Annotated in this window: 22 protein-coding genes and 1 pseudogene; 21 read left to right on the top strand and 2 right to left on the bottom strand. The window is 66.0% G+C overall.

The window, feature by feature from the left end; genetic code table 11:
- Window positions 1-47 precede the first annotated feature (47 nt).
- From gyrA to cysM, 16 genes are all read left to right on the top strand, one after another.
- Complete coding sequence (gene gyrA, locus DID99_RS13615; protein ID WP_044844841.1) at window positions 48-2,651, top strand: DNA gyrase subunit A; 2,604 nt, start codon at window positions 48-50, stop codon at window positions 2,649-2,651.
- A gap of 83 nt (window positions 2,652-2,734) precedes the next feature.
- Complete coding sequence (locus DID99_RS13610; protein ID WP_044844860.1) at window positions 2,735-3,334, top strand: DUF2059 domain-containing protein; 600 nt, start codon at window positions 2,735-2,737, stop codon at window positions 3,332-3,334.
- 172 nt (window positions 3,335-3,506) lie between these two features.
- Window positions 3,507-4,589 (top strand): 3-phosphoserine/phosphohydroxythreonine transaminase, encoded by a 1,083-nt coding sequence (gene serC, locus DID99_RS13605; RefSeq protein WP_124487823.1) that lies wholly within the window; start codon window positions 3,507-3,509, stop codon window positions 4,587-4,589.
- Window positions 4,590-4,623: 34 nt separating this feature from the next.
- Window positions 4,624-5,706 (top strand): prephenate dehydratase, encoded by a 1,083-nt coding sequence (gene pheA, locus DID99_RS13600; protein WP_044844839.1) that lies wholly within the window; start codon window positions 4,624-4,626, stop codon window positions 5,704-5,706.
- 187 nt (window positions 5,707-5,893) lie between these two features.
- Window positions 5,894-6,820 (top strand): prephenate dehydrogenase/arogenate dehydrogenase family protein, encoded by a 927-nt coding sequence (locus DID99_RS13595; protein ID WP_124487824.1) that lies wholly within the window; start codon window positions 5,894-5,896, stop codon window positions 6,818-6,820.
- A gap of 20 nt (window positions 6,821-6,840) precedes the next feature.
- Window positions 6,841-8,145: a 3-phosphoshikimate 1-carboxyvinyltransferase gene (gene aroA, locus DID99_RS13590; RefSeq protein WP_124571004.1), complete on the top strand. Its 1,305-nt coding sequence runs from the start codon at window positions 6,841-6,843 to the stop codon at window positions 8,143-8,145.
- A 12-nt stretch (window positions 8,146-8,157) separates the two neighbouring features.
- Complete coding sequence (gene cmk, locus DID99_RS13585) at window positions 8,158-8,844, top strand: (d)CMP kinase (protein ID WP_044844836.1); 687 nt, start codon at window positions 8,158-8,160, stop codon at window positions 8,842-8,844.
- Between the two features lie 142 nt (window positions 8,845-8,986).
- The gene (gene rpsA / locus DID99_RS13580; protein WP_044844859.1) at window positions 8,987-10,699 is read left to right on the top strand and encodes a 30S ribosomal protein S1; all 1,713 of its coding nucleotides are present in this window, start codon (window positions 8,987-8,989) and stop codon (window positions 10,697-10,699) included.
- Between the two features lie 22 nt (window positions 10,700-10,721).
- On the top strand, window positions 10,722-11,045 hold the full coding sequence (locus tag DID99_RS13575) for an integration host factor subunit beta (protein WP_034187427.1): 324 nt from the start codon (window positions 10,722-10,724) through the stop codon (window positions 11,043-11,045).
- A gap of 210 nt (window positions 11,046-11,255) precedes the next feature.
- A complete protein-coding gene (locus tag DID99_RS13570) occupies window positions 11,256-11,549 on the top strand; it encodes a lipopolysaccharide assembly protein LapA domain-containing protein (RefSeq protein ID WP_044844835.1) in 294 nt (97 codons plus the stop codon).
- Window positions 11,550-11,602: 53 nt separating this feature from the next.
- Window positions 11,603-12,775, top strand: coding sequence for a lipopolysaccharide assembly protein LapB (gene lapB / locus DID99_RS13565; RefSeq protein ID WP_124571003.1), 1,173 nt, complete (start codon window positions 11,603-11,605; stop codon window positions 12,773-12,775).
- A 90-nt stretch (window positions 12,776-12,865) separates the two neighbouring features.
- Window positions 12,866-14,266, top strand: a complete 1,401-nt coding sequence (locus DID99_RS13560) for a UDP-glucose/GDP-mannose dehydrogenase family protein (RefSeq protein ID WP_124487828.1) — start codon at window positions 12,866-12,868, stop codon at window positions 14,264-14,266.
- A 7-nt stretch (window positions 14,267-14,273) separates the two neighbouring features.
- Window positions 14,274-15,224 (top strand): D-glycero-beta-D-manno-heptose-7-phosphate kinase, encoded by a 951-nt coding sequence (gene rfaE1, locus DID99_RS13555; protein ID WP_124487829.1) that lies wholly within the window; start codon window positions 14,274-14,276, stop codon window positions 15,222-15,224.
- 58 nt (window positions 15,225-15,282) lie between these two features.
- Window positions 15,283-16,275: an ADP-glyceromanno-heptose 6-epimerase gene (gene rfaD, locus DID99_RS13550; RefSeq protein WP_044844832.1), complete on the top strand. Its 993-nt coding sequence runs from the start codon at window positions 15,283-15,285 to the stop codon at window positions 16,273-16,275.
- Window positions 16,276-16,349: 74 nt separating this feature from the next.
- Complete coding sequence (locus DID99_RS13545) at window positions 16,350-16,694, top strand: helix-hairpin-helix domain-containing protein (RefSeq protein WP_124487830.1); 345 nt, start codon at window positions 16,350-16,352, stop codon at window positions 16,692-16,694.
- Window positions 16,695-16,900: 206 nt separating this feature from the next.
- On the top strand, window positions 16,901-17,803 hold the full coding sequence (gene cysM / locus DID99_RS13540) for a cysteine synthase CysM (protein WP_124487831.1): 903 nt from the start codon (window positions 16,901-16,903) through the stop codon (window positions 17,801-17,803).
- A 76-nt stretch (window positions 17,804-17,879) separates the two neighbouring features.
- Here cysM and mltB read toward each other — a convergent pair whose 3' ends face one another.
- Window positions 17,880-19,229: a lytic murein transglycosylase B gene (gene mltB, locus DID99_RS13535; RefSeq protein WP_124666936.1), complete on the bottom strand. Its 1,350-nt coding sequence runs from the start codon at window positions 19,227-19,229 to the stop codon at window positions 17,880-17,882.
- A 43-nt stretch (window positions 19,230-19,272) separates the two neighbouring features.
- Here mltB and DID99_RS13530 point away from each other — a divergent pair, with 43 nt between their 5' ends.
- On the top strand, window positions 19,273-20,196 hold the full coding sequence (locus DID99_RS13530) for a histone deacetylase family protein (RefSeq protein WP_044844828.1): 924 nt from the start codon (window positions 19,273-19,275) through the stop codon (window positions 20,194-20,196).
- 22 nt (window positions 20,197-20,218) lie between these two features.
- Here the strand turns inward: DID99_RS13530 and DID99_RS13525 are convergent, their stop codons facing one another.
- A complete protein-coding gene (locus DID99_RS13525; RefSeq protein WP_124487832.1) occupies window positions 20,219-21,142 on the bottom strand; it encodes an alpha/beta hydrolase in 924 nt (307 codons plus the stop codon).
- A 216-nt stretch (window positions 21,143-21,358) separates the two neighbouring features.
- Here DID99_RS13525 and DID99_RS13520 point away from each other — a divergent pair, with 216 nt between their 5' ends.
- The 4 genes and pseudogenes from DID99_RS13520 to DID99_RS13505 form a co-directional block, all read left to right on the top strand.
- Window positions 21,359-22,393, top strand: a complete 1,035-nt coding sequence (locus DID99_RS13520; protein WP_044844826.1) for a methionine ABC transporter ATP-binding protein — start codon at window positions 21,359-21,361, stop codon at window positions 22,391-22,393.
- Window positions 22,383-23,036 (top strand): methionine ABC transporter permease, encoded by a 654-nt coding sequence (locus DID99_RS13515; protein WP_044844825.1) that lies wholly within the window; start codon window positions 22,383-22,385, stop codon window positions 23,034-23,036. Before DID99_RS13520 ends, DID99_RS13515 begins: the two co-directional genes overlap by 11 nt.
- A 27-nt stretch (window positions 23,037-23,063) precedes the next feature.
- Entirely contained in the window at window positions 23,064-23,858 is a 795-nt protein-coding gene (locus DID99_RS13510) for a MetQ/NlpA family ABC transporter substrate-binding protein (RefSeq protein WP_124487834.1), read from the top strand.
- Window positions 23,859-24,087: 229 nt separating this feature from the next.
- Window positions 24,088-24,180: pseudogene (locus DID99_RS13505) on the top strand (electron transfer flavoprotein subunit beta/FixA family protein); the annotation flags it as partial.

Here is a 24,180-nt window from a genome sequence, read left to right as displayed (position 1 = left end):
CCACGCGAAAGGCGTTCGCCGTCTTCGCTCCGAAACGATACGGATACATGGATCAATTCGCCAAAGAGACCCTGCCCACCTCCCTAGAGGAGGAAATGCGCCGTTCGTATCTCGATTACGCGATGAGCGTGATCGTCGGACGTGCCCTTCCGGATGTCCGCGATGGCCTGAAACCCGTGCACCGGCGCGTATTGTTCGCGATGCACGAACTGAACAACGACTGGAACCGCGCGTACAAGAAATCGGCGCGTATCGTCGGTGACGTGATCGGTAAGTATCACCCTCACGGCGATACCGCGGTGTACGACACGATCGTGCGGATGGCGCAGGACTTCTCGCTGCGCTACATGCTGATCGACGGGCAGGGCAACTTCGGCTCGATCGACGGCGACAACGCCGCGGCGATGCGTTACACCGAAATTCGCATGGCGAAGATCGGTCACGAGCTGCTCGCCGACATCGACAAGGAAACGGTCGACTTCGAGCCGAACTACGACGGCAACGAGATGCAGCCGTCGGTCCTGCCGTCGCGCATCCCGAACCTGCTGATCAACGGTTCGTCGGGCATCGCGGTCGGCATGGCGACCAACATCCCGCCGCACAACCTGAACGAAGTCGTCGACGCGTGCCAGCACCTGCTGGGCAACCCGGAAGCGACGATCGACGAGCTGATCGAGATCATCCCGGCGCCGGACTTCCCGACGGCCGGCATCATCTACGGCGTCGCCGGCGTGCGCGACGGCTACCGCACCGGGCGCGGCCGCGTCGTGATGCGCGCGGCCACGCACTTCGAGGAGATCGACCGCGGCCAGCGGATGGCGATCATCGTCGACGAGCTGCCGTACCAGGTGAACAAGCGCTCGCTGCTCGAGCGCATTGCCGAGCTCGTCAACGAGAAGAAGCTCGAGGGCATCTCCGACATCCGCGACGAGTCCGACAAGAGCGGCATGCGCGTCGTGATCGAGCTGAAGCGCGGCGAAGTGCCCGAGGTGGTGCTGAACAACCTGTACAAGGCGACGCAGCTGCAGGACACGTTCGGCATGAACATGGTCGCGCTGGTCGACGGCCAGCCGAAGCTGCTGAACCTGAAGGAAATCCTGCAGTGCTTCCTGTCGCATCGACGCGAAGTGCTGACGCGCCGCACGATCTACGAACTGCGCAAGGCCCGCGAACGCGGCCACGTGCTCGAAGGTCTCGCGGTCGCGCTCGCGAACATCGACGAGTTCATCGCGATCATCAAGGCCGCGCCGACGCCGCCGATCGCGAAGCAGGAACTGATGGCGAAGCCGTGGGATTCGTCGCTCGTGCGCGAGATGCTGACGCGCGCCGAGACCGAGAACGCATCCGCGGGCGGCCGCTCCGCGTACCGTCCGGAAGGCCTGAACCCGGCGTTCGGGATGCAGACCGACGGGCTGTACCGTCTGTCCGACACGCAGGCGCAGGAAATCCTGCAGATGCGTCTGCAGCGCCTGACCGGTCTCGAGCAGGACAAGATCATCGGCGAGTACCGCGAAGTGATGGCGCAGATCGCCGACCTGCTGGACATCCTCGCGCGCCCGGAGCGGATCACGACGATGATCGGCGAAGAGCTGACGTCGGTGAAGGCCGAATTCGGCGACGCGCGCCGCTCGAAGATCGAGCTGAACGCGACCGAGCTGAATACCGAAGACCTGATCACGCCGCAGGACATGGTCGTCACGATGTCGCACGCGGGCTACGTGAAGTCGCAGCCGCTGTCCGAGTATCGCGCGCAGAAGCGCGGCGGTCGCGGCAAGCAGGCGACGCAGATGAAGGAAGACGACTGGATCGAGACGCTGTTCATCGCGAACACGCACGACTACATCCTGTGCTTCTCGAACCGCGGCCGCGTGTACTGGGTCAAGGTCTATGAAGTGCCGCAGGGCTCGCGCAACTCGCGCGGCCGTCCGATCGTCAACATGTTCCCGCTGCAGGAAGGCGAGAAGATCAACGTCGTGCTGCCGGTCAAGGAGTTCTCGGCCGACAAGTTCGTGTTCATGGCGACGTCGCTCGGCACCGTGAAGAAGACGCCGCTCGAGGCATTCAGCCGCCCGATGAAGAAGGGCATCATCGCGGTCGGCCTCGACGAGGGCGATTACCTGATCGGCGCGTCGATCACCGACGGCGCGCACGACGTGATGCTGTTCTCTGACGCCGGCAAGGCCGTGCGCTTCGACGAGAACGACGTGCGCCCGATGGGCCGGGAAGCGCGCGGCGTGCGCGGCATGCAGCTCGAGGACGGGCAGCAGGTCATCGCGCTGCTGGTTGCCGGCAGCGAGGAGCAGACCGTGCTCACCGCGACCGAAAACGGCTACGGCAAGCGCACGCCGATCACCGAGTACACGCGTCACGGCCGCGGCACGAAGGGGATGATCGCGATCCAGACGTCCGAGCGCAACGGCAAGGTCGTCGCCGCGACGCTCGTCGACGCCGAGGATCAGATCATGCTGATCACGACCGCCGGCGTGTTGATCCGGACGCGTGTGTCCGAGATTCGCGAAATGGGGCGCGCCACGCAAGGTGTTACACTCATCAGTCTCGATGAGGGTACCAAGCTCTCCGGCCTGCAGCAGATCGCGGAAGCCGAAGAGGGCGATGGCGAGGCCGACGAGGCGTCGGACGGCGAAGCCTGAAGAACGGATGAGACTCGAGCCGCCGCGGGCGAAAAGCGCCGCGGTCGGCGAGCAACCATTCATATTTCCAAAAGGGAGTGATGATGCAAAAGCAATTCAAGCAACTGGTTCTGCTGGCTGCACTGGTGCCGACGTTCGCGATGGCGCAAGCGCTGTCGAATTCCGCACCGGCTGCGACCGCGGCAGCTGCGCCGATCGACGCCGACAAGAAGGCAGCGATCAAGGATCTGCTCGACGCGATCGACGCGCCGAAGCTCGTGTCGGCTATCGGCAACAGCGCCGAGATGCAGGCAAAGCAGCTCGTGCCGGCGATCCTGTCGGACGCGCTGTCGGAAAACAAGTCGCTGAACGACAAGCAGAAGCAGGCTGCCGTGCCGACGCTGCAGAAGAACGCAGTGCCGAAGCTGGTTGACGGCGCGGGCAAGGTGTTCGGCTCGCAGCAGTTCCAGAACGACGCGATGTCGGCTCAGTACGACGCCTATGCGAAGTACTACAGCACGTCGGAGATCAAGGATCTGACGACGTTCTACAAGAGCCCGACGGGCCGCAAGTTCATCCAGGTTCAGGATCAGGTCGGCCGCGACGTGGTCAACGGCCTGATGCAGAAGTACATGCCGCAAGCGATCCAGGCGACGCGCGCGCAGGCTGACAAGGAAGTCGCGGCAGTCAAGCCGGGCAAGTAAGCCGTCCGGGCACGCCGCCCGGCCGTTCGGCCGGGTTTGGCGGGAGCCTGATGACAGTGCGATAATGGCCGTTTGCGCGCGAGCGCAAGCGGCCATTTCTTTTCAGGCGCGGTTCTTTCTGCCGGCGGCAAGCCGGTCGCAAGCCGGTCGCGTCCCTCCCGAGGTTTTCACGATGCGCGTCTTTAATTTCTCCGCCGGTCCTGCGGCGCTCCCCGAGGAAGTGCTGCGGCAGGCCGCCGACGAAATGCTCGACTGGCACGGCAGCGGCATGAGCGTGATGGAGATGAGCCATCGCGGCAAGGAATTCATGTCGATCCACGAGGCGGCGCTGACCGACCTGCGCGAACTGCTCGATGTGCCGGCCAGCCACCGGATCCTGTTCCTGCAGGGCGGCGGCATCGGCGCGAACGCGACCGTGCCGATGAACCTGCTCGGCTCGCGCAAGACCGCCGACTTCGTCGTGACGGGCTCGTGGTCGCAGAAGTCGTTCAACGAAGCGAAGAAATACGGCACGCCGCATCTGGCCGCCTCCGGCAAGACGGCCGACGGTTTCACGCGCGCGCCTGCCCGTGCCGAGTGGCAGCTGTCGGACGATCCGGCCTACGTGCATCTGTGCACGAACGAGACGATCGACGGCGTCGAGACGTTCGAGATTCCCGACCTCGGCGACGTGCCGCTCGTCGCCGATGTCTCGTCGCACATCCTGTCGCGCCCGATGGACGTCGCGAAGTACGGCGTGCTGTTCGGCGGCGCGCAGAAGAACATCGGGATAGCCGGCGTGACGGTCGTGATCGTGCGCGAGGATCTGCTCGATCGCGCGCTGTCGATCTGCCCGTCCGCATTCGAATGGAAAACCGTCGCCGAGAACAACTCGCTGTACAACACGCCGCCCACCTATGCGATCTACGTCGCGGGCCTCGTGTTCCAGTGGCTGAAGCGGCAGGGCGGCCTCGAGGCGATCGAGGCCCGCAATATCGAGAAGGCGAAGCTGCTCTACGACACGATCGATGCGAGCAGCTTCTATCTGAACAAGGTCGAGCCGGCGGCGCGTTCGCGGATGAACGTGCCCTTTTTCCTGGCCGACGAAACGCGCAATGAAGACTTCCTTGCCGGCGCAAAGGCGCGCGGGTTGCTGCAGCTGAAGGGCCACAAGTCCGTCGGCGGCATGCGGGCGTCGATCTACAACGCGGTGCCGCTCGAGGGCGTGCAAGCGCTCGTCGAGTACATGAAGGACTTCGAACGGCGCGGCGCCTGAGCGCGGCGCTGTTCAAACAGCACGGCAACTACGCATGGACGACGAACTGAATTCCCGCCTGAAACCGCTGCGCGACCGCATCGACGCGATCGACGCGCAGCTGATCGCGCTCCTCAACCAGCGCGCCGCGGTGGCGCTCGAGGTGGGCGAGGTCAAGAAGCACTTCAATGCGCCGGTGTTCCGGCCGGAACGCGAACTGCAGGTGATCGCGCGCCTGCAGGACATGAGCGCGGGGCCGCTCGCGAGCGAGCACATCAGCGCCATCTGGCGCGAGATCATGGCCGCGAGCCGCGCGCTCGAGCAGACGATCCACGTCGCGTTCCTCGGGCCGGTCGGCACGTACAGCGAACAGGCGATGTTCGAGTATTTCGGCCAGTCGATCGAAGGGCTGCCGTGTCCGTCGATCGACGAGGTGTTCCGCTCGGTCGAGGCGGGCGCGTCCGCATTCGGCATCGCGCCGGTCGAGAATTCGACCGAAGGCGCGGTGTCGCGCACGCTCGACCTGCTGCTGCAGACGCAGTTGCTGATCAGCGGCGAACTCGCGCTGCCGATCCATCACAACCTGCTCACGCAGAGCGGCACGCTCGACGGCGTGAAGCGCGTCTGCGCGCATGCGCAGGCACTCGCGCAATGCCAGCAGTGGCTCGCCGCGAACGCACCGCAGCTCGAGCGGCAAGCAGTGTCGAGCAACGCGGAGGCCGCGCGTCTCGCGGCGGCCGACCCGAGCGTCGCGGCGATCGCGGGCGACCGCGCGGCCGCGCACTACGGGCTGCAGATCGCGTTCTCGCTGATCCAGGACGATCCGCACAACCGCACGCGCTTCGTGATCATCGGTAAGCAGCCGGCCGGACCGAGCGGTCACGACCAGACCTCGCTGATCGTGTCGGTGAAGAACGAGCCGGGCGCGGTGTTCAAGCTGCTCGAACCGCTCGCGCGGCACGGGGTGTCGATGACCCGCTTCGAATCGCGCCCGGCGCGCGTCGGCACGTGGGAGTATTACTTCTACATCGACATCGAAGGGCACCGGGACGAGCCAGCCGTGGCCGCCGCGCTCGCGGAGCTCGGCCAGAAGGCCGCGTTCCTGAAGGTACTCGGTTCGTATCCGCGCGCGCGCTGACGCGCAGCGGCCCGTCGCCTGCACCGCGCAGGCGGCGCGGCGAAGCGGGCAGGGCAGGCCGGGCGGCGCTGCCCAAGGCGGGCTCGGGCGGTATCCGGTGCAGGTCGTGCCGGGTGCGGGCCCGTTGCCCGGAATCTGGACTTCCGCGCGCGGGGCATCGTTCCGCGCGCGTCACTTGGCTCTTGTCGTGTCAGGCTTTGCATTCAACAAACTGGTCATCTTCGGCGTCGGCCTGATCGGCGGATCGCTGGCGCGCGCGCTGCGCGAGCGCGCACCGGGCGGCGCGGGCGAAGTCGTCGGCGTCGGCCGTTCCCGTGCGTCGGTCGAGCGCGCGCTCGCGCTCGGCGTGATCGATCGCGCGGCGGCGCTCGACGACGATGCGCAACTGCGCGACGCGCTTGCCGGCGCCGATCTCGTGCTGCTGGCCGCGCCCGTCGCGCAAACGGGCCCGTTGCTCGCGCGCATCGCCCCGTGGCTCGAGGCCGCGACGCTCGTCACCGACGCGGGCAGCACCAAGTCCGATGTCGTCGCGGCGGCGCGCGAGGTGCTCGGTGCGCGGATCGCGCAATTCGTGCCGGGCCACCCGATCGCCGGGCGCGAGTCGAGCGGTGTCGAGGCCGCGCTGCCGGATCTGTACGTCGGCCGCAACGTCGTGCTGTGCCCGCTGCCGGAGAACGCACCCGACGCGGTCGCGCGGATCGACGCGATGTGGCGGGCGACCGGCGCCGACGTGCGCACGATGAGCACGGCGCAGCACGATCGCGTGTTCGCGTCGATCAGCCATCTGCCGCACGTGCTGTCGTTCGCGCTCGTCGAGCAGATCCTCGGCGAGACGGATGCCGAACTGAAATTCTCGTATGCGGCGGGCGGCTTCCGCGACTTCACGCGGATCGCGGCGTCGAGCCCGGAAATGTGGCGCGACGTGTGTGTCGCGAATCGCGCGGCGCTGCTCGACGAGCTCGACGGCTACACGCGCGTGCTCGCCCGGCTGCGTGCGGCGATCGACGCCGGCGACGGCGCGGCGCTCGAAGCCGTGTTCACGCGCTCGCGCGCGGCCCGCAAGGCATGGCAGGAACGCGGCGCTCAGCCCGCTGCCGAACCGGTCAAGAAATAACAGGAAACAGGACGATTCCCATGGACTATCTCGATCTCGGCCCGTATTCCAGTGCGTCGGGCACCGTGCGCCTGCCCGGCTCGAAGAGCATCTCGAACCGTGTGCTGCTGCTTGCGGCGCTTGCCGAAGGCGATACGACGATCACCAACCTGCTGGATTCCGACGACACGCGCGTGATGCTCGATGCGCTCGGCAAGCTCGGCGTGAAACTCGCGCGCGAGGGCGACACCTGTGTCGTCACCGGCACGCGCGGCGCGTTCACCGCGAAGACCGCCGACCTGTTCCTCGGCAACGCGGGCACCGCGGTGCGACCGTTGACGGCGGCGCTCGCGGTCAATGGCGGCGACTATCGCGTGCATGGCGTGCCGCGCATGCACGAGCGGCCGATCGGCGATCTCGTCGACGGCCTGCGGCAGATCGGCGCGCAGATCGACTACGAGCAGAACGACGGTTTTCCGCCGCTGCGGATCAAGCCTGCGGCGATCGCGGTCGACGCGCCGATCCGCGTGCGCGGCGACGTGTCGAGCCAGTTCCTCACCGCGCTGCTGATGACGCTGCCGCTCGTGAAGGCGAAGGACGGCAGGACCGTCGTCGAAGTCGACGGCGAACTGATCTCGAAGCCGTACATCGACATCACGATCCGGCTGATGGAGCGCTTCGGCGTGACCATCGAGCGCGACGGCTGGCAGCGCTTCGTCGTGCCGGCCGGCGTCCGCTACCGTTCGCCGGGGCGCATCATGGTCGAGGGCGATGCGTCGTCGGCCTCGTACTTCCTCGCGGCCGGCGCGCTCGGCGGCGGCCCGCTGCGCGTCGAGGGCGTGGGGCGCGCGAGCATCCAGGGCGACGTCGGCTTTGCGAATGCGCTGATGCAGATGGGCGCGAACGTATCGATGGGCGACGACTGGATCGAGGTGCGCGGCATCGGCCACGACCATGGCAAGCTCGAGCCGATCGACATGGACTTCAACCTGATTCCCGACGCGGCGATGACCATCGCGGTCGCGGCGCTGTTCGCGAGCGGCACGAGCACGCTGCGCAACATCGCGAGCTGGCGCGTGAAGGAAACCGACCGCATCGCCGCGATGGCGACCGAGTTGCGCAAGGTCGGCGCAATCGTCGAGGAAGGCCCCGACTATCTGGTCGTCACGCCGCCGCAACAACTCACGCCAAACGCCGCGATCGACACGTACGACGATCACCGGATGGCGATGTGCTTCTCGCTCGTCAGTCTGGGCGGCGTGCCCGTGCGAATCAACGATCCGAAGTGCGTCGGCAAGACGTTCCCCGACTATTTCGACCGCTTCGCCGCGCTCGCCAAGGCCTGACCCACCGTACCGATGAAATCGACCCGACCCTTTCACCCGACCCCCGTCATCACGATCGACGGTCCGACCGCTTCCGGCAAGGGGACCGTCGCCGCGCTCGTCGCCGCGCATCTCGGCTTCCACCTGCTCGACAGCGGCGCGCTGTATCGTCTCGCCGCGCTCGCGAGCGTACGCTACGGCATCGCGGCGGAGGACATCGACGCGCTCGTGAAGCTGATCGACGATCTTCACATCACGTTCCGCGAGGGCTGCGCGCAGCTCGACGGCGTCGACGTGTCGAACGACATCCGCGCCGAAGCGGTCGGCAACCGCGCGTCGGCGATTGCCGTGCATGGGCCGGTGCGTACCGCGCTGGTCGCGCGCCAGCGCGCATTCCGCAAGACGCCGGGCCTTGTCGCCGACGGGCGCGACATGGGCACCGTGATCTTCCCGGACGCCGTGCTGAAGGTGTTTCTGACGGCCAGCGCCGAGGCGCGCGCGGCCAGACGGCATAAGCAATTGATGCAAAAAGGTTTTTCTGCTAATATAGATGACTTGCTCCGGGATCTTCGTGAACGTGATGCGCGCGACAGCAATCGCGCCGCCGCGCCGCTGAAGCCCGCGGCAGATGCCAAGCTGCTCGATACGTCGGCGCTTTCGGTCGATGAAGCGGTCGACCAGGTGCTGCAGTGGTACCGGGCGCTCGGCCAGCCCGCCTGAGAAGGCGGGCGGCAGTAGGTGCTTCGCGCGGGCAGCGCGGAGCGTGTTTCGAACCCTTAACCCCGTATGGACCTCGATCTGGCCCTTTCAGCCTGCCATTCCGGCCGGCGTGGCACAGCGAGCCATGCACAATCAGATTTTTATGTCCGACCTGCAAACCTCCACCCCGAATACCGAATCCTTTGCGGCTCTGTTCGAAGAGTCGCTGACCCGTCAAGACATGCGCGCCGGCGAAGTGATTTCCGCCGAAGTCGTGCGCGTCGACCACAACTTCGTGGTCGTCAATGCAGGCCTGAAGTCCGAGGCTTACATTCCGATCGAGGAATTCCTGAACGATCAGGGCGAGGTTGAGGTGCAGTCGGGCGATTTCGTGTCCGTCGCGATCGACGCACTCGAAAACGGCTACGGCGACACGATCCTGTCGCGCGACAAGGCGAAGCGCCTGGCATCGTGGCTGTCGCTGGAAAAGGCCCTCGACAACAACGAACTCGTCACCGGCACGATCACCGGCAAGGTGAAGGGCGGCATGACCGTGATGGTCAACGGCATCCGCGCGTTCCTGCCGGGTTCGCTGGTCGACACGCGTCCGGTCAAGGACACGACCCCGTACGAAGGCAAGACGCTCGAGTTCCGCGTGATCAAGCTCGATCGCAAGCGTAACAACGTCGTGCTGTCGCGTCGTGCAGTGATCGAAGCAACGCAAGGCGAAGAGCGCGCGAAGCTGCTCGAGACGCTGAAGGAAGGCGCGATCGTCAACGGCGTGGTCAAGAACATCACCGACTACGGCGCGTTCGTCGACCTCGGCGGCATCGACGGCCTGCTGCACATCACCGACATCGCATGGCGTCGCGTGCGTCACCCGAGCGAAGTCCTGTCGGTTGGCCAGGAAGTCACCGCGAAGATCCTCAAGTTCGACCAAGAGAAGAACCGCGTCTCGCTGGGCATCAAGCAACTGGGCGACGATCCGTGGGAAGGCATCTCGCGCCGTTACCCGTCGGGCACGCGCCTGTTCGGCAAGGTCACGAACATCACCGACTACGGCGCATTCGTCGAAGTGGAATCGGGCATCGAAGGCCTCGTCCACGTGTCGGAAATGGACTGGACCAACAAGAACGTTGCGCCGTCGAAGGTTGTCCAGCTGGGCGACGAAGTCGAAGTCATGGTCCTCGAGATCGACGAAGACCGTCGTCGTATCAGCCTCGGCATGAAGCAGTGCAAGCCGAATCCGTGGGATGACTTCAGCCGCAACTTCAAGAAGGGCGACAAGATCACGGGCGCAATCAAGTCGATCACCGACTTCGGCGTGTTCATCGGTCTGCCGGGCGGCATCGACGGCCTGGTCCACCTGTCGGACCTGTCGTGGAGCGAAGCCGGCGAAGAAGCCGTTCGCAAGTACAAGAAGGGCGACGAAGTCGAAGCGATCGTGCTCGGTATCGACGTCGAGAAGGAGCGTATTTCGCTCGGCATCAAGCAGCTCGAAGGCGACCCGTTCAGCAACTACGTTGCAATGAACGACAAGGGTTCGATCGTCGACGGCGTGGTGAAGTCGGTCGATGCGAAGGGCGCTGTCATCACGCTGACGGGCGACATCGAAGGCTACCTGCGTGCATCGGAAATCTCGCAGGATCGCGTCGAAGACGCACGCAACGTGCTGAAGGAAGGCGACAAGGTCAACGCGATGGTGATCAACATCGATCGCAAGTCGCGTGGCATCAACCTGTCGATCAAGGCGAAGGATTCGGCTGAACAACAGGAAGCGATCCGCGGCCTGCAGTCGGACACCAGCGCTGCTGCGACCGGTACGACCAACCTCGGCGCGCTGCTGAAGGCGAAGCTCGACGGCCAGAACCAGTAAGCCTCACGAGGTCTGCTGAAGTATGACCAAATCCGAGTTGGTCGCGCAGCTGGCACTGCGATTTCCGCAACTTGTCCTCAAGGATGCGGATTTCGCGGTGAAAACGATGCTCGATGCGATGTCCGACGCCCTGGCGAAAGGGCATCGCATCGAAATTCGGGGTTTCGGCAGCTTCGGCCTCAACCGTCGCCCGGCGCGCGTCGGACGCAATCCGAAGTCGGGGGAGAAAGTGCAGGTGCCCGAGAAGTTCGTGCCTCACTTCAAGCCCGGCAAGGAATTGCGTGAACGCGTCGACGGCCGCGCCGGCGAGCCGCTGAAAGCTGATGATCCGGACGACGAACGTTGAACGTCGTTCGGCTTGCCCGGAATCCGTCCGGCGAAGGCTGAAGAAAAAAGCGCCCCTTGCGGGCGCTTTTTTCATTTCCGGCCGCCGTGCGGCAATGCGCATCCGCAGGATGTGCGGTGACGCGGAAACGCTTCCTTTACAATACGGGTCGATTCGGCGCCGCGAAGGGGAGTCGCGCGCCGCGGCAAACCTCAACAAAGAGAGGGCTACATGAAGTTTATCGTCTGGCTGATCCGGGTATTGGTGTTCGTGCTGCTGCTGGTGCTCGCACTGGCCAATACGCAAACCGCGACGCTGAATTTCGTTGCCGGCTACGCATGGCAAGCGCCGCTGATCCTGATCGGCCTCGCGTTCTTCGTCGTCGGGCTGCTGGCCGGCCTGCTGTCGGCACTGCCGGCGATGTTCCGCCTGCGCCTCGAGAACGGGCGCCTGAAGCGCGATCTGCGTGCGGCGCGCGAAACCCCGGCCATCGTCGACCAGCCGCCGATGCCGCCCGTCATTTAACACGGACGCCGCGCGACTCCCGCGCGGTTTTCGTCTCTGCTTCGATATTTCGCATGGATCTGGATTTCTGGTGGTTGCTCGCGATTCCGGTGGCGTTCGCGCTCGGCTGGGCGGCGTCACGCTATGACCTGAAGAACCTCCTGTCGGAGAGCGCCAACCTGCCGCGATCGTATTTCCGCGGCCTGAACTTTCTGTTGAACGAACAACCGGACAAGGCGATCGACGCGTTCATCGAGGTCGCGAAACTCGACCCCGAGACGGTCGAGCTGCACTTCGCGCTCGGCAACCTGTTCCGCCGTCGCGGCGAAACGGACCGTGCGATCCGCGTGCACCAGAATCTGCTGAGCCGCACGGACCTGCCGGTCAACGAGCGCGACCATGCGCTGTACGAACTCGGCCAGGATTTCCTGAAGGCCGGCCTGCTCGATCGTGCCGAGGAGGCCTTCCACCGGCTCGCCGACGGCGACTACGCGCTGGGCGCGCAGCGGGCGCTGCTGACGATCTACGAGATCGAGAAGGACTGGAACAAGTCGATCGACACCGCGAAGCGCATCGAATCGATGAGCGACAAGCCGCTCGGCACCGAAATCGCGCAGTTCCACTGCGAACTCGCGCAGGACGCGCTGCAACGCAAGAACGCCACTGCCGCGGCCGAGCAGTTGAAGCTCGCGCTTGCCGCAAACCCGCAGAACGTCCGCGCGACGATCCTGTCCGGTGATGCCGCGCAGGCGGCGGGCGATCACGCGGCCGCGATCGAGCACTGGAAGCGCGTCGAGGCGCAAAATCCCGCTTATCTGCCGCTCGTCGCCGACAAGCTGATGAAGGCCTATGTCGCGCTCGACAAGCCGGTCGAGGGCGCCGAGCTGCTGATGGGCTACGTCGATCGCTATCCGTCGAACGACCTGCTCGATACTGCGTATCAGCACATCGCCGGGTTGCGCGGCCAGGACGCGGCGCATACGCTCGCGCGCACGCAGATGGAGAAGTCGCCGAACCTGTCGGGCATGCTGCACCTGCTCGATGCGCAGATCGCGGCCGCCGACGAGCCGCGCCGTAAGGAACTTGAAATGATGCGCGCGCTGATCAAGCAGCGCACCAAAAATCTGCCACGCTATACGTGCCAGAATTGCGGTTTCCGGGCACGGCTCTTCTACTGGCAGTGCCCCGGATGCAGCGGCTGGGAAACCTATGCGCCGCGCCGCGTCGAACCTGCGATGCCGGGTTGATCCCGGCGCGCGGCGCCGACGCACTGCGGTTCCCGCCGGGTCCGGCCCGGCGGGCAAGTTAGTCAATTACCGGGACGTACCGGAACATCTATGAAAATCACCATCATCGGCACCGGCTATGTCGGTCTTGTCACAGGCTCCTGCCTCGCCGAGATCGGCCACGACGTCTTCTGTCTGGATGTCGATCCGCGCAAGATCGAGATCCTGAACAACGGCGGGATGCCGATTCACGAACCGGGCCTGCTGGACATCATCGCGCGCAATCGCGCGGCAGGGCGTCTGCGCTTCTCGACGGACATCGAGGCGAGCGTCGCGCACGGCGAGATCCAGTTCATCGCCGTCGGCACGCCGCCCGACGAGGACGGTTCGGCCGACCTGCAATACGTGCTCGAGGCCGCGCGCAACATCGGTCGTTACATGACCGGTTTCAAGGTGATCGTCGACAAGTCGACGGTGCCGGTCGGCACCGCGCAGCGCGTGCGCGCGGTGGTCGACGAGGCGCTCGGCGCCCGCGGGCTCGCGGGCAGCGTCGCGCACCGTTTCTCGGTCGTATCGAATCCGGAATTCCTGAAGGAAGGCGCGGCAGTCGAGGACTTCATGCGCCCGGACCGGATCGTCATCGGCGTCGACGACGACGAGACGGGCACGGTGGCGCGCGAGAGGATGAAGAAGCTGTACGCGCCGTTCAACCGCAATCACGAGCGCACGATCTACATGGACGTGCGTTCGGCGGAATTCGCGAAATATGCGGCGAATGCGATGCTCGCGACCCGCATCTCGTTCATGAACGAGATGTCGAATCTCGCCGACAAGGTCGGTGCCGACATCGAAGCCGTGCGCCGCGGGATCGGTTCCGATCCGCGCATCGGCTATCACTTCCTGTACGCGGGCGTCGGCTACGGCGGCTCGTGCTTCCCGAAGGACGTGCAGGCGCTGATCCGCACCGCCGGCGAGAACGGCCAGCCGCTGCGCATCCTGGAGGCCGTCGAAGCGGCCAACTCCGCACAGAAGGACGTGCTGATCGGCAAGATCGAGCAGCGCTTCGGCGCGGACCTGACCGGTCGCGAATTCGCGGTCTGGGGCCTCGCGTTCAAGCCGAATACGGACGACATGCGCGAGGCGCCGAGCCGTCGGCTGATCGCCGCGCTGCTCGGGCGTGGCGCGATCGTGCGCGCGTACGATCCCGTCGCGATCGACGAGGCGCGCCGCGTGTTCGCGCTCGATCTCGGCGAGGCTTCCGACGCGCTTGCGCGTCTGCATTTCGTCGATACCCAGGACGCGGCCGTGAGCGCCGCGGATGCGCTCGTGATCGTCACCGAGTGGAAGGAATTCCGGAGCCCGGATTTCACGCGCCTGAAGGCCGAACTGAAGGCGCCGGTGATCTTCGACGGACGCAACCTGTACGAACCGGACGCGATGGCCGAACTCGGCTTCGACTACCATGCGATCGGGCGTCCGCACGTCGATCCGCAGTCCCCCTCCCGTGGATGAGCGCACGATGACGACCCTTCGCGAAGTGGTGCCGGTCCCGCGCGCGCAGCTCGCGCGTTCGCGTGTGCTCGTGGTCGGCGACGTGATGCTCGACCGCTACTGGTTCGGCAACGTCGACCGTATTTCGCCGGAAGCGCCGGTGCCCGTCGTGCACGTGCAGCGCCAGGAAGAGCGGCTCGGCGGCGCGGCCAACGTCGCGCGCAACGCCGTGACGCTCGGCGCCCAGGCCGGGCTGCTGTGCGTGGTCGGCTGCGACGAACCCGGTGAGCGGATCGTCGAGCTGCTCGGCAGCAGTGGCGTCACGCCCCATCTCGAGCGCGACGCGGCGCTGCCGACGACCATCAAGCTGCGCGTGCTTGCGCGCCAGCAGCAGCTGCTGCGCGTCGATTTCGAAGCGATGCCGACGCACGAGGTGCTGCTCGCCGGGCTCGCGCGGTTCGACGCGCTGCTGCCGCAGCACGACATCGTGCTGATGTCGGATTACGCGAAAGGCGGGCTGACGCACGTGACGACGATGATCGAGAAGGCGCGCGCGGCCGGCAAGCCGGTGCTCGTCGATCCGAAGGGCGGCGACTGGGCGCGCTATCGCGGCGCCTCGCTGATCACGCCGAACCGCGCGGAGTTGCGCGAAGTCGTCGGTCAGTGGCATTCGGAAGACGACCTTCGCGCGCGCGTCGCGAAGCTGCGCGCGGAACTCGATCTCGATGCGTTGCTGCTCACGCGTTCGGAAGAGGGGATGACGCTCTTTTCCGCCGCGGGCGAACTGCACGCGCCGGCGCTCGCGCGCGAGGTGTACGACGTGTCGGGGGCGGGCGATACCGTGATCGCGACCGTCGCGACGATGCTCGGCGCAGGCGTGCCGCTCGTCGACGCCGTCGTGCTGGCGAACCGTGCCGCGGGTATCGTGGTCGGCAAGCTCGGCACGGCGACCGTCGGCTACGACGAACTGTTTCACTGAGCGCATCGGGCGGCGCACGCGCCGGCCGGACGGCTCCCATTTTTCAGGCAGGACGACCATGACCATCATCGTCACCGGCGCAGCCGGTTTTATCGGCGCGAACATCGTCAAGGCGCTCAACGAGCGTGGCGAGTCGCGCATCATCGCGGTCGACAATCTGACGCGCGCGGAAAAGTTCCGCAATCTCGTCGATTGCGAGATCGACGACTATCTCGACAAGACGGAATTCGTCGAACGCTTCGCACGCGGCGATTTCGGCAAGGTACGCGCGGTGTTCCACGAAGGCGCCTGTTCGGACACGATGGAAACCGACGGCCGCTACATGATGGACAACAACTTCCGCTACAGCCGCGCGGTGCTCGATGCGTGCCTCGCGCAGGGCGCGCAGTTCCTGTACGCGTCGTCGGCGGCGACCTACGGCGGCTCGACGCGCTTCGTCGAGGAGCGCGAGGTCGAGGCGCCGCTGAACGTCTACGGCTATTCGAAGTTCCTGTTCGACCAGGTGATCCGGCGCGTGCTGCCGAGCGCGAAGAGCCAGATCGCCGGGTTCCGCTACTTCAACGTGTACGGCCCGCGCGAGACGCACAAGGGCCGCATGGCGTCGGTCGCGTTCCACAACTTCAACCAGTTCCGCGCGGAAGGCAAGGTCAAGCTGTTCGGCGAGTACAACGGTTATGCGCCGGGCGAGCAGACGCGCGACTTCGTGTCGATCGAGGATGTCGCGAAGGTGAACCTGTTCTTCTTCGATCATCCGGAGAAGTCGGGCATCTTCAACCTCGGCACCGGCCGCGCACAACCGTTCAACGACATCGCGTCGACGGTCGTGAACACGCTGCGCGCGCTCGACGGCCTGCCGCCGCTGACGCTCGCGCAGCAGGTCGAGCAGGGGCTGATCGAATACGTGCCGTTCCCGGATGCGCTGCGCGGCAAGTACCAGTGCTTCACGCAGGCCGACCAGACGAAGCTGCGTGCTGCCGGCTACGATGCGCCGTTCCTGACGGTGCAGGAAGGTGTCGACCGTTACGTGCGTTGGCTGTCCGGCCAGGTTTAAGTCCGCGCGTCGCATCGCTAGACTGGGTCTCACGGTCGGCAGCCGCCGACCGTTTTTCATTGGAGATCCAGCACATGATCAGGAAATGGTTTGCCGCCGCAGCGATGTTCGGCGCGATCGCGTCGGCCTGGGCGGCCGTCGACGTCAACACCGCGAACGAGGATGCACTCGTCGGTATCAAGGGCATCGGTCCCGCGCGGGCAAAGGCGATTCTCGACGAGCGCGGCGCACGCGGCCCGTTCAGGAATGCAGACGATCTTGCATCGCGCGTGAAAGGCATGGGCGGCCATACGGTCGAGCGCCTTCAGCAGGAGGGGTTGACGATCGGCGCAGCAGGCTCGGGTGCGCAGGCACCCGCCGCGGGCAAGCCCACGGCAGTGAAACCTGCCGCGGCGCCCGCCCGCACTGCGCAGAAGTAACGCTCGCGAGGCGAAGGGCTCCTTCAGTCGCCGTCGTTGCGACGGCTTCCCGCGGCATGCCGCGGGTTTTTTGCGTGCATGCTGCACGCGCACGATCGTGAATCGCGGGCACGCCTATTCCACCGTCGCAATGGGGGTTGCCGGCGCGAGCCCCGGCGCTGGTTTACAATCAATCGATTGATCAGCCTCGCACTCACGGTATCTCCATGGCTTACAAAACTATCGAAGACACGATCGGCAACACGCCGCTCGTGCAACTGGTCCGCCTGCCGGACGACGAGATTCGCGCACGCAACAACGTGTTGCTCGCCAAGCTGGAAGGCAACAATCCGGCCGGTTCCGTGAAGGATCGCCCTGCGCTGTCGATGATCAACAAGGCCGAGGCGCGCGGCCGCATCAAGCCGGGCGATACGCTGATCGAGGCGACGAGCGGCAATACGGGCATCGCGCTCGCGATGGCCGCGGCGATCCGCGGTTACAAGATGGTGCTGATCATGCCGGAGGACCTGTCGGTCGAGCGTCGCCAGAGCATGGCCGCTTACGGTGCCGAAATCATCCTGACGCCGGTAAAGGGCGGGATGGAACTGGCGCGCGACCTCGCGGAGCAGATGCAGCGCGAAGGCAAGGGCGTGATCCTCGATCAGTTCGGGAACCCCGACAACCCGCTCGCGCACTACGAAGGAACGGGCCCGGAGATCTGGCGCGACACCGAGGGGCGCGTCACGCACTTCGTGTCGGCGATGGGCACGACGGGCACGATCATGGGCACGTCGCGTTTTCTGAAGGAACAGAATCCGGCGATCGAGATCGTTGGCGCGCAGCCGGAAGAAGGGTCGCGCATCCCGGGCATTCGCAAGTGGCCGGAGGCCTATATGCCGACGATCTTCGATCGCAGTCGCGTCGATCGCGTCGAGAGCGTGAGCCAGGCCGCGTCCGAAACGATGGCGCGCCGGCTCGCGGCCGTCGAAGGCATCTTTGCCGGCATCTCGTCGGGTGGCGCATGCGAAGTCGCGATGCGCATCGCGCGCCAGGTCGAGAACGCGACGATCGTGTTCATCGTCTGCGATCGCGGCGACCGCTACCTGTCGACCGGCGTGTTTCCTGCCTGAGCCGGAACGGCATCGGCAGGATCACGCGATAAAAAAGCGCCGCACGAGCGGCGCTTTTTCTTTGCGCGGGCCGAGCTTACTGCTCCGGTGCTTCCGTGTCCGCCGCGGGCAGCGGCAGCGCACCGCTCGCTTCCATCTGCGCCTTCACGGCTTCGCCGAGCTGGTACACGGTGAGCGCGTAGAAGAAGCTGCGGTTGTAGCGCGTCAGCACGTAGAAGTTCTTGAGGCCGAGCATGTACTCGGTTGCGCGCCCCGGCGACGGCAGATCGACCACGGTCACCGGCGTGCCGGCTTCGGTGGTGATATTGACCGTCGGCTCGTTGAGCGTCATGCCGGCGCGCAGCAGCTGCGACAGTGCCCAGTGCGGTTCGGGCTGGCCGTCCGCGGCGGCCTGGGCGATGCCGAGGCTGCCCGTGTCGGGCGTGATCCGCCAGACCACCGGGCGATCGGTTTCCCAGCCGTGCTGCTTCAGGTAGTTTGCGACGCTGCCGATCGCATCGGCAGGACTGCTGCGCAGATCGACGTGGCCGCCGCCGTCGTAGTCGACCGCATACTCGCGGATGCTGCTCGGCAGGAACTGCGGGATGCCGATCGCACCCGTGTACGAGCCGAGCACGGTGGTCGGGTCGAGCTGGTTGTCGCGGGTCCAGACGAGGAAGTCCTCGAGGTTCTTGCGGAACGTGGCCTGGCGGCTGTCGCGATTCGGCGTGTCCGGGTAGTCGAACGTGAGCGTCGTCAGCGCATCGAGCACGCGGAAGTTGCCCATGTAGCGGCCGTAGATCGTTTCGACGCCGATGATGCCGACGATCACCTCGGGCGGCACGCCGAATTCCTCGGACGCGCGCTGCAGCGTTGCCCGGTTCGCCTTCCAGAATTTCACGCCCGCGTTGATGCGGATCGGTTCGATGAAGCGCGAACGATAGACGCTCCAGTTCTTCACCGAAGGCGTCGGCGCCGGCTTCACGAGTTTCACGGCCGTGGCCGAGTAGCTGACGCGCGAGAACAGCGCGTGCAGGCTCGCGGAATCGAAGCCGTTGCGGCTCACCATCTCGTCGATGAACGCATCGACCTTCGCGTTGCTCGCGTAACGCTGCGGAACGATCTCCTCTTCGAAGGTCTGGCCCGGCGGCGTCGGCTGCTGCGGTTGCGCCTGCGCGACGAGCGTGCCGGGAGACTTCGCAGGCTGTGTTTGCGCGGCGGCGGGTGCGGCGGCCAGGGTAGCGGCGACGGCAGCGGCAACGAGCGGAACGCGAACGCGGAACAGTGCGGAGAGAAGGGCGGCAGGCTTGCTGGAATTCATGTCGAAGCGGGCGGACAGGGCGATGGGGTTCGGCGCAGTATACCCGACGCACCTTGCGTGCCGGGGCGTAGCAGCGCACCGTTGTGGTAAGTTAGCGGCGAATTCGCGGCAGACGATGGACATCATTGATGGAGACCAGCGGCGCAACCCGCGTCGCGGATGACAGCTTATGGCAACCGCCTTCTATACGCACCCCGACTGCATGCTGCACGAGATGGGGGAATGGCATCCGGAATGCCCGGCCCGACTGTCGGCGATCCAGGATCAGCTGATCGCGAGCCGCATCGACGACCTGATCGTGCACGAAACCGCGCCGTTCGCGAGCGAGGTGGCGCTGGGCCGCGTGCATACGCAGGCCCATATCGACTACATCCGCAGCATGATGCCCGTCGACGGCTACGTCGAGATCGATCCCGACACGCTGATGAACCGCGACACGTGGCGCGCCGCGCTGCGTGCGGCCGGCGCCGCGATCGCGGCGACCGACGCGGTGATCGAAGGCCGCTACGCGAATGCGTTCTGCAGCGTTCGGCCGCCCGGCCATCACGCGGAACCCGCGCGCGCGATGGGCTTCTGCTTCTTCAACAACGTCGCGATCGCCGCGCGGCACGCGCTCGACGTGCACGGCCTCGAGCGGGTCGCGATCATCGATTTTGACGTGCACCACGGCAACGGCACCGAAGCCGCGTTCGCGAACGACGAGCGCGTGCTGATGTGCAGCTTCTTCCAGCATCCGCTGTACCCGTTCTCGGGCGCCGATCACCAGGCGCCGAACATGGTCAATCTGCCGATGCCTGCGCGCAGCAACGGGATGGCGATCCGCGAAGCGGTCGACATGTTCTGGCTGCCGCGTCTCGACGCGTTCAAGCCGCAAATGCTGTTCGTGTCGGCCGGTTTCGACGCGCATCGCGAGGACGACATCGGCAACCTCGGTCTCGTCGAATCCGATTTCGAATGGCTGACCGCCCAGGTCGTCGACGTCGCGCGCCGGCATGCGCAGGGTCGCATCGTGAGCTGTCTCGAGGGCGGCTACAACCTGTCGGCACTCGGGCGCAGCGTGGTCGCGCACCTGCGCGTGCTGGCCGGCATCTGACCGGCAGCGGATCGGCGCGCGCTCAGCGCGCCGGCACGTGCGCGTGAATCCACGCGATCAGCGCATCGATCACGCGGTCGCGCTCGAGATCGTTCATCGTTTCGTGGAACCCGCCTTCGTATAGCGTCAGCGTGCGATCGGGCGAGCCGACGCGGGCGCCGAACGCGCGGCTTCCATCGGGTTCGGTCAGCTTGTCCTCGGTGCCGTGATAGACGAGCACCGGCACGCGCAGCGCACCGCGACCGTGCTCGATGCGCGCCATCGCATCGAGGATTTCGGCGCCGGTGCGCGCCGGCACCGCGCCGTGGTGCACGAGCGGATCGGCGCGATTGGCGGCGACGACGGCCGGATCGCGCGACAGCAGCGCCGCATCGATCCTGATTGCAGGGAAGCTCGGCCACACGCGGCTGATGAAGCGGCTCATCGCGAGCATCCAGCGCGGCACGTCGCGTCCCGGCGCGAGCGCCGGGCTCGACAGCACGAGGCCTGCCAGTGCGTGGCCGCGAGCCGGCACGCGTTCGATCGCATACAGCGCCGCGACGGCGCCGCCCATGCTGTGCCCCATCAGGAAGAGCGGCGTGGCGCCGCGGGCGGCTTCGGCAACCAGCGCATCCGCATCGTTCAGGTAATCGTCGAAACACTCGACCCATGCGCGTTTGCCGGGCGACTGGCCGTGCCCGCGAAGATCGATCGCCAGCACGTCGATGCCCGCCGCGTTCAATCTGGCCGCGAGCGCCGCGTAACGGCCCGCATGCTCGGCGAGGCCGTGGACGAGCGCGATCGTCGCAAGCGGCGGCAGCGTGCCGTCGCCGGCCGGCCAGCGATACGACGCCAGTTCGAGCCCGTCCGCGGTACGCAGCCGGCCCATCCGCGGGGCGGGCGGCGATACCGGGCCCGATGCCGAGGTGGCGGCGGGTGCGGCGGCCTGCGTGGTGGTGGCGGTCATCTGGCGGGTCCCCTGTCTCGTTGGCATCGGTGTTCCGGATCATAGTCGCGGTAGCCGCGCGGCGGCCCAGCAGCGCCCCTCTAATTTCGTCTGGTTATGAAAAGATCGAAATCGATTATTAAGTGGAATGAGGCGTTTGCGGTAAAATCGCCGGCTATTCCAGATGCTTCGGCGGCCAACTGGCGGGCCTCGCCAGCCGGCCGCCGTTTTGTTTACATGATCGAATTACGCAATCTGTCGCAGCGTTTTCCCGGGCCGACCGGCTGGGTCGACGCATTGCACAACGTCAATCTGACGATCCCGCAGGGAGAGGTGTTCGGCATCATCGGCCGAAGCGGCGCCGGCAAGAGCACGCTCGTGCGCACCATCAACCTGCTCACGCGGCCGACCGAAGGCAATGTCGTCGTCGGGGGACGCGATCTCACGCTGCTGTCGTCCGGCGCGCTGCGCGAAGCGCGCCGCGAAATCGGCATGATCTTCCAGCACTTCAATCTGCTGTCGTCGCGCACGGTGTTCGACAACGTCGCGCTGCCGCTCGAGCTGGCCGGCGCGAGCCGTGCCGAGATCGAGGCGGCGGTGCTGCCGCTGCTCGACCTCGTCGGGCTGTCCGCGCAGAAGGATCGCTATCCGGCGCAGATCAGCGGCGGCCAGAAGCAGCGCGTCGGCATCGCCCGCGCGCTCGCGAGCAAGCCGAAGGTGCTGCTGTCGGACGAAGCGACGTCGGCGCTCGACCCCGAGACCACGCGCGCGATCCTCGACCTGCTGAAGCGCATCAACCGCGAGCTCGGCCTGACGATCGTGCTGATCACGCACCAGATGGAAGTCATCAAGCAGGTGTGCGATCGCGTGGCGGTGCTCGACGCGGGCCGCGTGGTCGAAGAGGGCCGCGTGATCGACGTGTTCCTGCAGCCGCATCACGAAGTGACGCGCGCGCTGATCGGCGACGTGATCGCGCAGGAACTGCCGCCGGCGCTGAAGGCGCGCGTGGCCGAGCGGCTGAAGACGGGCAGCGGGCATCTGCTGCGGCTCGCGTTCACCGGCTCGGGTGTCGATCAGCCGATCCTGTCGGAGACGATCCGCCGGTACGAACTCGATTTCAACATCCTGCATGGCCAGATCGACGAGATCCAGGGGCAGGCGTTCGGGTCGCTCGCGGTGCTCGCGGGCGGCGAACCGGGCAAGGTCGGGCAGGCGCTCGCGTTCCTGCGCGAGCAAGGTGTGGTGGTAGAGGAGCTTTCGTATGTTGAGTGAGATGTTCGATATGTTCGTGCAGTCGTTCTGGGAGACGCTGATCATGGTCGGCATCTCGGGGGCGGTCGGCGCGCTCGTCGGGCTGCCGCTCGGCGTGCTGCTCTACCTGACCGACCGCCAGGGCGTGCTGCAGAACCTCGGCGTGAATCGCGTGCTCGGCGGCATCGTGAACGCGGTGCGCTCGACGCCGTTCATCATCCTGCTGGTCGCGGTCATACCGTTCACGCGGCTCGTCACGGGGTCGTCGATCGGCACGGCCGCAGCGGTCGTGCCGCTGACGCTCGCGGCCGCACCGTTCGTCGCGCGGCTGGTCGAGACCGCGCTGCGCGAAGTCGACCGCGGGCTGATCGAGGCCGCCCAGTCGATGGGTGCGACGACCTCGCAGATCGTGTTCAAGGTGCTGCTGCCCGAATCGCTGCCGGGCATCGTCGCGGGCCTGACGATCACGTTCGTGTCGCTCGTCGGCTATTCGGCGATGGCCGGTGCGATCGGCGGCGGCGGGCTCGGCGATCTCGGGATCCGCTACGGCTACCAGCGCTATCTGCCGGAAGTGATGTGGACGGTCGTCGCGATCCTGATCGTGTTCGTGCAGATCGTGCAGTCGTTCGGCGACTGGCTCGTGCGCCGGCTGAGCCACAAGTAAAACGACATTCATTCGTTGGGGGATAGGATGCAACGACGCTTCATGCTGAAGTTCGCGGCCGCATTCGGCGCGGCCGCACTGTTCGCGAGCGCGCACGCGCAGACCGAAACCATCAAGGTGGGCGTGACGGGCGGCCCGCACGCGCAGATCATGGAGGTGGTGAAGAAGGTCGCGGCCAAGGGCGGCCTCGACATCCGCGTCGTCGAATTCTCGGATTACGTGCAACCGAACGCGGCGCTCGCGTCGGGCGATCTCGACGCGAACAGCTACCAGCACGATCCGTATCTGCAGGCGCAGGTGAAGGATCGCGGCTACAAGCTGATCAAGGTCGCGGAGACCGTCACGTTCCCGATGGGCATCTATTCGAAGCGGGTGAAGTCGCTGGCCGAGTTGAAGCCGGGCGCGCGCATCGCGGTGCCGAACGATCCGACCAACGGCGGCCGTGCGCTGCTGTTGCTGCAGAAACAGGGGCTGCTGAAGCTGCGCGCGGACGCCGGGCTGAAGGCGACGCCGCTCGACATCGTCGACAACCCGCGCAAGCTGAAGATCGTCGAGCTCGATGCGGCGCAGATTCCGCGCTCGCTCGGCGACGTCGACGCGGCCGCGATCAATACCAACTACGCGATGGAAGCGGGGTTGAAGCCGAAACAGGATGCGATCGCGATCGAGGGCCCGACCGGCCCGTACGCGAACATTCTCGCGATTCGCGAGGCCGACCGGGGTAAGCCGTGGGTCGCGAAGCTGGTCGCGGCTTATCATTCCGCGGAAGTGAAGCAGTTCATCGAACAGAAGTTCGGCGGCGCGGTGATCGCCGCCTGGTAACACGTGATGCGGGGCGCGCCCGGTGACGATTAGAGTCGATGATCGAAAACCCGGGCTTTGCGTCCGGGTTTTTTCTCTTTTAAAATAGAACGACCGTTCGCTATTGCCGGCGCGCCGGAGAGGCGCGCTATCCTCGATAGCCGCGATGGATTGGTCCGCTTGGCCGCGCAGTCATGAGGCCTCGCTATAGAATGGCCTCTGGTCGTATTCGTAACTTTGGAGCGTGTGCATGAAAATCCTGGTGCCAGTGAAAAGAGTGGTCGATTACAACGTGAAGGTCCGCGTGAAGTCGGACAACACGGGCGTCGACATCGCGAACGTG

Origin of the sequence: Burkholderia sp. Bp8986 (assembly GCF_003854225.1) — a bacterium.
GTDB lineage: Bacteria > Pseudomonadota > Gammaproteobacteria > Burkholderiales > Burkholderiaceae > Burkholderia.
The sequence above is the reverse complement of the archived record's forward strand: the minus strand, read 5'-3'. Positions and strand labels throughout refer to the sequence as shown.

What these genes read in the sequence shown, in the direction of transcription:
- DID99_RS13610 (WP_044844860.1), top strand. Translation starts at nt 2,735, where the DNA reads ATGCAAAAGCAATTCAAGCAACTGGTTCTGCTGGCTGCACTGGTGCCG.
- cysM (WP_124487831.1), top strand. Translation starts at nt 16,901, where the DNA reads ATGGCTTACAAAACTATCGAAGACACGATCGGCAACACGCCGCTCGTG.
- DID99_RS13515 (WP_044844825.1), top strand. Translation starts at nt 22,383, where the DNA reads ATGTTGAGTGAGATGTTCGATATGTTCGTGCAGTCGTTCTGGGAGACG.
- pheA (WP_044844839.1), top strand. Translation starts at nt 4,624, where the DNA reads ATGGACGACGAACTGAATTCCCGCCTGAAACCGCTGCGCGACCGCATC.
- DID99_RS13525 (WP_124487832.1), bottom strand. Translation starts at nt 21,142, where the DNA reads ATGACCGCCACCACCACGCAGGCCGCCGCACCCGCCGCCACCTCGGCA.
- mltB (WP_124666936.1), bottom strand. Translation starts at nt 19,229, where the DNA reads ATGATGTCCATCGTCTGCCGCGAATTCGCCGCTAACTTACCACAACGG.
- lapB (WP_124571003.1), top strand. Translation starts at nt 11,603, where the DNA reads ATGGATCTGGATTTCTGGTGGTTGCTCGCGATTCCGGTGGCGTTCGCG.
- cmk (WP_044844836.1), top strand. Translation starts at nt 8,158, where the DNA reads ATGAAATCGACCCGACCCTTTCACCCGACCCCCGTCATCACGATCGAC.
- rfaD (WP_044844832.1), top strand. Translation starts at nt 15,283, where the DNA reads ATGACCATCATCGTCACCGGCGCAGCCGGTTTTATCGGCGCGAACATC.
- aroA (WP_124571004.1), top strand. Translation starts at nt 6,841, where the DNA reads ATGGACTATCTCGATCTCGGCCCGTATTCCAGTGCGTCGGGCACCGTG.
- DID99_RS13545 (WP_124487830.1), top strand. Translation starts at nt 16,350, where the DNA reads ATGATCAGGAAATGGTTTGCCGCCGCAGCGATGTTCGGCGCGATCGCG.
- DID99_RS13530 (WP_044844828.1), top strand. Translation starts at nt 19,273, where the DNA reads ATGGCAACCGCCTTCTATACGCACCCCGACTGCATGCTGCACGAGATG.
- rpsA (WP_044844859.1), top strand. Translation starts at nt 8,987, where the DNA reads ATGTCCGACCTGCAAACCTCCACCCCGAATACCGAATCCTTTGCGGCT.
- DID99_RS13520 (WP_044844826.1), top strand. Translation starts at nt 21,359, where the DNA reads ATGATCGAATTACGCAATCTGTCGCAGCGTTTTCCCGGGCCGACCGGC.
- DID99_RS13510 (WP_124487834.1), top strand. Translation starts at nt 23,064, where the DNA reads ATGCAACGACGCTTCATGCTGAAGTTCGCGGCCGCATTCGGCGCGGCC.
- DID99_RS13560 (WP_124487828.1), top strand. Translation starts at nt 12,866, where the DNA reads ATGAAAATCACCATCATCGGCACCGGCTATGTCGGTCTTGTCACAGGC.
- DID99_RS13570 (WP_044844835.1), top strand. Translation starts at nt 11,256, where the DNA reads ATGAAGTTTATCGTCTGGCTGATCCGGGTATTGGTGTTCGTGCTGCTG.
- gyrA (WP_044844841.1), top strand. Translation starts at nt 48, where the DNA reads ATGGATCAATTCGCCAAAGAGACCCTGCCCACCTCCCTAGAGGAGGAA.
- rfaE1 (WP_124487829.1), top strand. Translation starts at nt 14,274, where the DNA reads ATGACGACCCTTCGCGAAGTGGTGCCGGTCCCGCGCGCGCAGCTCGCG.
- DID99_RS13575 (WP_034187427.1), top strand. Translation starts at nt 10,722, where the DNA reads ATGACCAAATCCGAGTTGGTCGCGCAGCTGGCACTGCGATTTCCGCAA.
- serC (WP_124487823.1), top strand. Translation starts at nt 3,507, where the DNA reads ATGCGCGTCTTTAATTTCTCCGCCGGTCCTGCGGCGCTCCCCGAGGAA.